Origin of the sequence: Novosphingobium naphthalenivorans NBRC 102051, assembly GCF_001590985.1 — a bacterium.
Lineage (GTDB): Bacteria > Pseudomonadota > Alphaproteobacteria > Sphingomonadales > Sphingomonadaceae > Novosphingobium > Novosphingobium naphthalenivorans.
On sequence record NZ_BCTX01000146.1, the window covers coordinates 1 to 5,497 of the forward strand.

Below are 5,497 nucleotides of genomic sequence, written 5' to 3' on the forward strand. Positions count from 1 at the left end.
CCAATAGTCCAGGCCAACTGACCAGCGCTTTTCCTCATTCTCCTGAAAGTCGGAGAAGCCATTGACGCGAAGCTGGCTGTAACGGACGACGGGCTCAATCTTTGCGACGATCGGATTGTCGAAAATCCCGGCGAGCCGATAGGCTGCCTGAACATACCAGTTATTCCATGTCGTCCTGGGAATGTCGGTTGGCAGGAGATCATCCGGGGTCAAGGCACTGGCGATCGCATCAAGGCGCGAATGGATATATTCACCGCGGATGTCCCAATAGCCCTTCGTGAATGCGAAATCGCCGCCGATCAGCGCATAGTCTGCTTGGGAAACCGTGCCGGACACGGCCTCCAAACCCTTGATCCGTGCATGCATGCCGGACAGGCCGAGTTCGAGATGGGGTATGGGAAAGATGCTCACACGGCCGCCGAAGGCCTTGTCGGAATTGTCGTCACCGCCGAAACCTTCGAGAACCGGTCCAGCATCGCCCATGCGCGGCCCGTTGCCGACGAAGGCAGCATAGGTAGCCTTCATGGAACCTACCGGAAAACCGCCGCGAACCATGACGCCGATATCGGACAATGGCTCATCACCGCCGTCTTCGACGAAACCGACCGGTCGCGTTGGCAGCTTGTTGATCCAGGGCGTGTGCAGCGATTGCTGGAACTGGCCAACGGGCGTCAGAAACTTGCCGGCGGTGACTGTGAGCCATTTGTTCACGAGGAAGTCCAACTGGGCATATTCGAGCGACGTATCGGTTTCACCGTCCGACGTCGAAGACACTTCCATATGTCCCTCGAACAGCAGTCTGTCCCCATAGCTCGCGAGGAAGATTGGCAGGAATTTGGCTTCACCAAAGGAACTGTGCGAACCGGGGGCGTCGTTCGCCGAAAAATCAGCGACTACCGAGCCGGTGAGTTGAAACCGAATCAGCGAATTGTCGTCAGGCGGCGCAGGATTGACCGCAGCAACCCTCGTCACGTCACTTTGCGCCTGATTTGCTGTGCTCTGCGCCTGCGAGGCATCGCTTTCCGCCTTGGCTGTCCTGCCTTTGACCTCAGCCAGTTCAGCCTTGAGAGCTTGCAGTTCCTGTTCGGCTTGTGCCGCCTGCCTGACCTGCGCTTCGAGCGCTTCCACGCGCCTTTCCAGATCGGCGATCGAGGGTTGGGTCTGGGCAAGGGCGGGTAGTGGCTGCGACAAGCCGAATGCCGCAAAGGCGAGCCCTATGGCTTTGACCGCCGGAGCGCTGCGAGCGTCTCTGATATCGGAATGACTTCTATCCGTTTGCTGCGGCCAAATGCGCATAGCGTCCCCTGCGTTGCCTGAGGCTGACTGCCCGGAAGATGTCAGCGATCCAAAATATCTCGCAGGTGGAGCATGCGAATCCTTGCTTCAGGTTAGAGAATTCGCAGATTTGCGATTAAGATATTGATAATTCGTAATATCATCAGTTCGACAACCAGTCCGAGAGCTGAGCTGGATCGACCCTTGCTGCATCGACAAGACCGTCCGGGTCCATGACCCGAAGCACGCCATTTTGCCAGAAGATCAGTCCGCCACCGATCAATTGGTCAAGCACGGCTGCCATATCTCCAGTGGAAAGTCCGACCGTACCGGCCATGGTCTCTATGTCAAAAGCAATGTCCATGTCCTCGGGGCGGTGGCCCGGCCATGCCATTCGCTGGCGCAGGAAGGAGTGCAGGATCAGCCGCAGGACACGTAGGAACGGTGTGATGCCCTCTTGGGACATGCCATCTTCGGTCCCGCCGGAACTCATCGCCGATCCTGTTGAACATCGAAATTCATGAGCGTTTGGTCAATCGTTCTCACCGCGCCGGAATTCGGCGCTCCCCGGAACAGATACGTTCGCGAGCGGATCAGCCCTCAAAGAATTTCATCAACTATCCCCCTGGGAATTGAAGCGCTCCCATTGCCCCGGATCGACCATGGTGTTCGAGAGCGCAGCGCGGCCAACAGGCCGGCCGGGAAACCCAGCCTTCAAGCCTTGGGCAGATCCGCGAAATCGACGATCAATTGATCTACTCCGCAGGTGCAGGAGCCGAGACGCACGTCAACGCCCGCCGCCTCAAGCCGTTGTTGCTCAGACGCCGGCACGAACCCGCAGATGACGCGTGACACCCCAGCGTCGATAATCAGGTCGGACAGGCGTTCCGCGCTACGCAAAGGGTTTGGTATGAACTGGACGGCAATAGTCCCGGTCGAAACTGTCAAAAGCCCATCGCACTTCCCGAAAAACGGACACAGCATATAGTCGGCGCCGCTGCGCATGACGGTCACCGCAGTAATGCCGTCCACGATGCCCTCCTTGGATGACGATATGTGATTCGACTTGCTCACGGGTGGAAATTTGGAACTCCGAGCCTGGCGAAACTATGAACTGGATCAAACATTTTCGTCGCACTCTTGGCGTATCAAGGCTTATCCCGGCTGCAAGAGAACAGCGATCAAATTATTGCGCCACAAGAGGAATCTTGATTGCGGGAACTACGTATTCGCAAATACCCACCACATTGAAATAACGGCATTGACCTACGTCAAGGTGACCACCGAATTTTCGGCCTTGAAGAGAATGTGTTAAATTTGATGAAGCGGGCGTGATTTCACGGAGGCTGGGTATGCTGCGAAACGCCAAATCTCTACCGGACCAGTGCCGGACCTGCCTGGCGCGGCGTGACGGCCTTTGCAGCGATATCGCCGGAGCCGATTTTTCGCTGCTGCAGCGACGTAGATCGGGCGATCGCCGGTTCAAGCCGGGACAGGAGATATTACCCATCGGCCAGCCCTGCGATTCCATTTACAATCTCACCAGTGGTTGGGCCTTTCGCTATGCGCTTCTTGAAGACGGACGCCGACAGATACTGGATTTCATTTTGCCTGGTGCGGTAATCGGCTTTCAGTCCGTGGCGGGTGCAAGGGCGAGCTATGGCGTCCAGGCCCTCACAGAGGCGACCGTCTGTGCGATCCGGCATTCGGCGTTGATCGAGCTGTGTCGGCAACTTCCTGATCTTGGATTGCGTCTCGCCTGGCTCACTGCCCGTGATCGTAGTCTGGCCTATGATCATTTGACGAGCGTGGGCCGGCATTCCGCACATCAGCGCGTCGCCCACCTCATTCTGGAACTGTTTGTTCGCTGCCGGGCGCAATGGCCGGGCGAGCAGATCAATGACATGCATCTGCCGTTGACCCAAGAACATGTGGGAGACGCAGTGGGTCTGAGCAGCGTTCATGTAAACCGGGTGCTGCGCGACTTGCGTTCGGAAGGGATTGTCGAGCTTCACTATCGGCGCCTCAGCATCCTGAATCCCGACAAACTCATGGAAGTTGCGGAGACCGATCCGGACCTCTTGGTCAACTGGATGAATTCCTTTCGGCAAACGGATGACCCTGGCAACAGCATTGCCGGAGGCTGCAACGCCACTCTGCAAAAGGATCAAGCCGGAGCGAATAGGGCTTTGTCCATCGCACACGAAACAAAGCGATCGCCCGCGGTGATTTGAACGGCTTCGTTCCGGTTCTCGCAGTTGATTTGGCGCGCACCCTCGGGAATTGAGGCTCTCAGACACCCACTGCGGACAATGGCTCAGCCTCAGCAGCAGGTTGGTGCGTTTCCTTGGGCGACGGATCGGCACCAGACACAATCGCAGTTCTCATGGCTGCAACTCGGATCCTCCAATGAAACGCCTATGCGCGTTTTGATGAAGGGAAACAGCAAGGCACTGATCAGCGATGGACGATAGGCTCGCTGCAACCCAATCCGCGCATCACGATGCTCAAGCCTCGACAGGGCAAGACAGCGAAGCGCGTCCCCGCCCAGATTGAACAGGTATCTGTTGACCGCTCCTGCTTTCATGAGGGGGCCGAGAGACTGCTGCCATAGATCGGAATAGCACGCGCCCGTAATGACGCTCTGGGCGGCAAGTATGCCCGATCGCAAAGCGTAGCGCATCCCGAAGGCGGCCAGAGGATCCTGAAAGCCTCCTTGCTCTCCGATGACGGGGCGACCGCCCTGCTGCGCCGTGTACGGAAATCGAAAATTTCCATAGCCGCCAAACGTCTTGGGGTTGCTCATCACGAGACCGGCGCGATCGCGAAAGAATTTCACCGTTCGGGCAACATGCTGGGCTTCCTCGCGAAACCCTCTGAACATGCAACTGGCGACTGTCCCTCTGCCGCCATACACCAAAAGGTATGCGTAGCCGGACGGAGCCAGGTCATCATCAAGTGCAAGCAGCTTCCCTCGGCCATGTCCGTTTCGAACACATAGCCTGCAGCAATTGCGTCCGCAGTTCTCGGTCCTGTTGCCAGGATGTCGGTTTCCTTTGCCTCCCGTACCCTGTCATCGAACCGAACTTCGACGCCAAGTGAAATGGCCTGTGCGAGCAGGGCGCGGTCAAGCGTTCCTTGGCCGGAACCACGTCGGACCAGATAATAGAGCGGCCATTCGCTGTTCAGGCTGTAGCGGCGGCCCTTGGCATCGAACGCGGTTCCCGCCGACACGGCTACTTTTTCAAATTTTGTATCGATTCCGGCTTGCTTGAGTTCGTGCAACACGTCCTCGTTGCGGGTCCAGTTTTCTAACCCCTGAAAGTCGTTGTGAAATCGCGCACCGACGCGATCATGCCATTCGCGAACCACAACGGAGCGGCCAACCCGCGCCAGAGCTATGGCGCAGGCGAGGCCCGCTGGTCCTGCGCCGACAATTGTCGTATCTCCAGTCACTGCGAGCGACCGTCAGGGCCAGCGCACGACAAAGAAATTGTAGATGGGTGCAAAGACCAGAGCAATGAACCAGCCGTAGCCGAAGCTTTCAACAAGGCCGAGAATGAAACTCGGCAAGCTCAGCAGCTTGAAGCCGGGCAGGAACAGTACGAGCATCGCATGACCTTCGACCATGCCGGGTGACAGGAAGTACAAAGCGATGCAAAGCAGGTATGAGATGACGAGGAACAGCGAAAGGGCCATGCCCAGCGCGAGAACGGGGACAGTTCTCGCAGTTCCGGTGGAGGAAGTTTCAGCCGCCATTTGAGTTCTCCATGACTTGACCGGCAGATCCGCCCTGCAGAAAAGGCATTGGATCCTCTTCAAATTTCAGCCGGCACTTTTCCGAACAAAAGTAATAAACCGCGCCATCGAACACGCTCGATTTGGCCTCGCCCGGATTCACCGTCATTCCGCAGACGGGGTCCGTACCCTGCGGCGGGGGCTGCCAGGCGGGCGAGTGGTGGCTTGGGCCATGCTCACCGCCATCCCCATGCATGTGATGCCCATGACCATGTCCATGCCCTGTCACATGGGCTCCGCAGCCAAAGCGCATCATGAAGAAGAATAGCGCTCCGAAAACGAGAAAGTACAACAGGGTGTCCATCGGTCGCACCTCCTGATGCTGCTGCGAATGGCGGTTTCCTCTCGAACTCTGCGTGTCGGGGTCTTTGCGCAGCGTCTCAGTGCTTGTCGCATCGATGAGAGCCTCAAACTGAGAACACCG

At 57.5% G+C, this 5,497-nt stretch carries 8 protein-coding genes; 1 reads left to right on the plus strand and 7 read right to left on the minus strand.

Annotation, left to right across the window (positions count from 1 at the left end; genetic code table 11):
• The 3 genes from NN5_RS23870 to NN5_RS23880 form a co-directional block, all read right to left on the minus strand.
• Positions 1–1,296 (minus strand): porin (locus NN5_RS23870; protein ID WP_157081311.1); only part of this gene is annotated, 1,296 nt, incomplete at its 3' end.
• A 142-nt stretch (positions 1,297–1,438) separates the two neighbouring features.
• Positions 1,439–1,768 carry a hypothetical protein gene (locus tag NN5_RS23875; protein ID WP_067739063.1) on the minus strand — a complete coding sequence of 110 codons (330 nt, stop codon included), beginning with the start codon at positions 1,766–1,768 and terminating at the stop codon, positions 1,439–1,441.
• Between the two features lie 221 nt (positions 1,769–1,989).
• Positions 1,990–2,307: a NifB/NifX family molybdenum-iron cluster-binding protein gene (locus NN5_RS23880; RefSeq protein ID WP_067739066.1), complete on the minus strand. Its 318-nt coding sequence runs from the start codon at positions 2,305–2,307 to the stop codon at positions 1,990–1,992.
• A gap of 320 nt (positions 2,308–2,627) precedes the next feature.
• Here NN5_RS23880 and NN5_RS23885 point away from each other — a divergent pair, with 320 nt between their 5' ends.
• Positions 2,628–3,509: a Crp/Fnr family transcriptional regulator gene (locus NN5_RS23885; RefSeq protein ID WP_157081312.1), complete on the plus strand. Its 882-nt coding sequence runs from the start codon at positions 2,628–2,630 to the stop codon at positions 3,507–3,509.
• An 89-nt stretch (positions 3,510–3,598) separates the two neighbouring features.
• Here NN5_RS23885 and NN5_RS23890 read toward each other — a convergent pair whose 3' ends face one another.
• The 4 genes from NN5_RS23890 to NN5_RS23905 form a co-directional block, all read right to left on the minus strand.
• On the minus strand, positions 3,599–4,114 hold the full coding sequence (locus NN5_RS23890) for a hypothetical protein (RefSeq protein WP_067739069.1): 516 nt from the start codon (positions 4,112–4,114) through the stop codon (positions 3,599–3,601).
• Positions 4,111–4,731 carry an NAD(P)/FAD-dependent oxidoreductase gene (locus tag NN5_RS23895; RefSeq protein WP_084385141.1) on the minus strand — a complete coding sequence of 207 codons (621 nt, stop codon included), beginning with the start codon at positions 4,729–4,731 and terminating at the stop codon, positions 4,111–4,113. The genes NN5_RS23890 and NN5_RS23895 overlap by 4 nt, the downstream gene beginning before the upstream one ends.
• 12 nt (positions 4,732–4,743) lie before the next feature.
• A complete protein-coding gene (locus NN5_RS23900) occupies positions 4,744–5,034 on the minus strand; it encodes a DUF5676 family membrane protein (protein WP_067739073.1) in 291 nt (96 codons plus the stop codon).
• Positions 5,024–5,497, minus strand: a 474-nt coding sequence (locus NN5_RS23905) for a YHS domain-containing protein (protein ID WP_217998767.1), incomplete at its 5' end; no start/stop codon positions are given. The genes NN5_RS23905 and NN5_RS23900, both read right to left, overlap by 11 nt.

Excerpts from the sequence above, each read along its gene's own strand:
- NN5_RS23900 (WP_067739073.1), bottom strand. The coding sequence starts at position 5,034 with ATGGCGGCTGAAACTTCCTCCACCGGAACTGCGAGAACTGTCCCCGTT.
- NN5_RS23875 (WP_067739063.1), bottom strand. The coding sequence starts at position 1,768 with ATGAGTTCCGGCGGGACCGAAGATGGCATGTCCCAAGAGGGCATCACA.
- NN5_RS23885 (WP_157081312.1), top strand. The coding sequence starts at position 2,628 with ATGCTGCGAAACGCCAAATCTCTACCGGACCAGTGCCGGACCTGCCTG.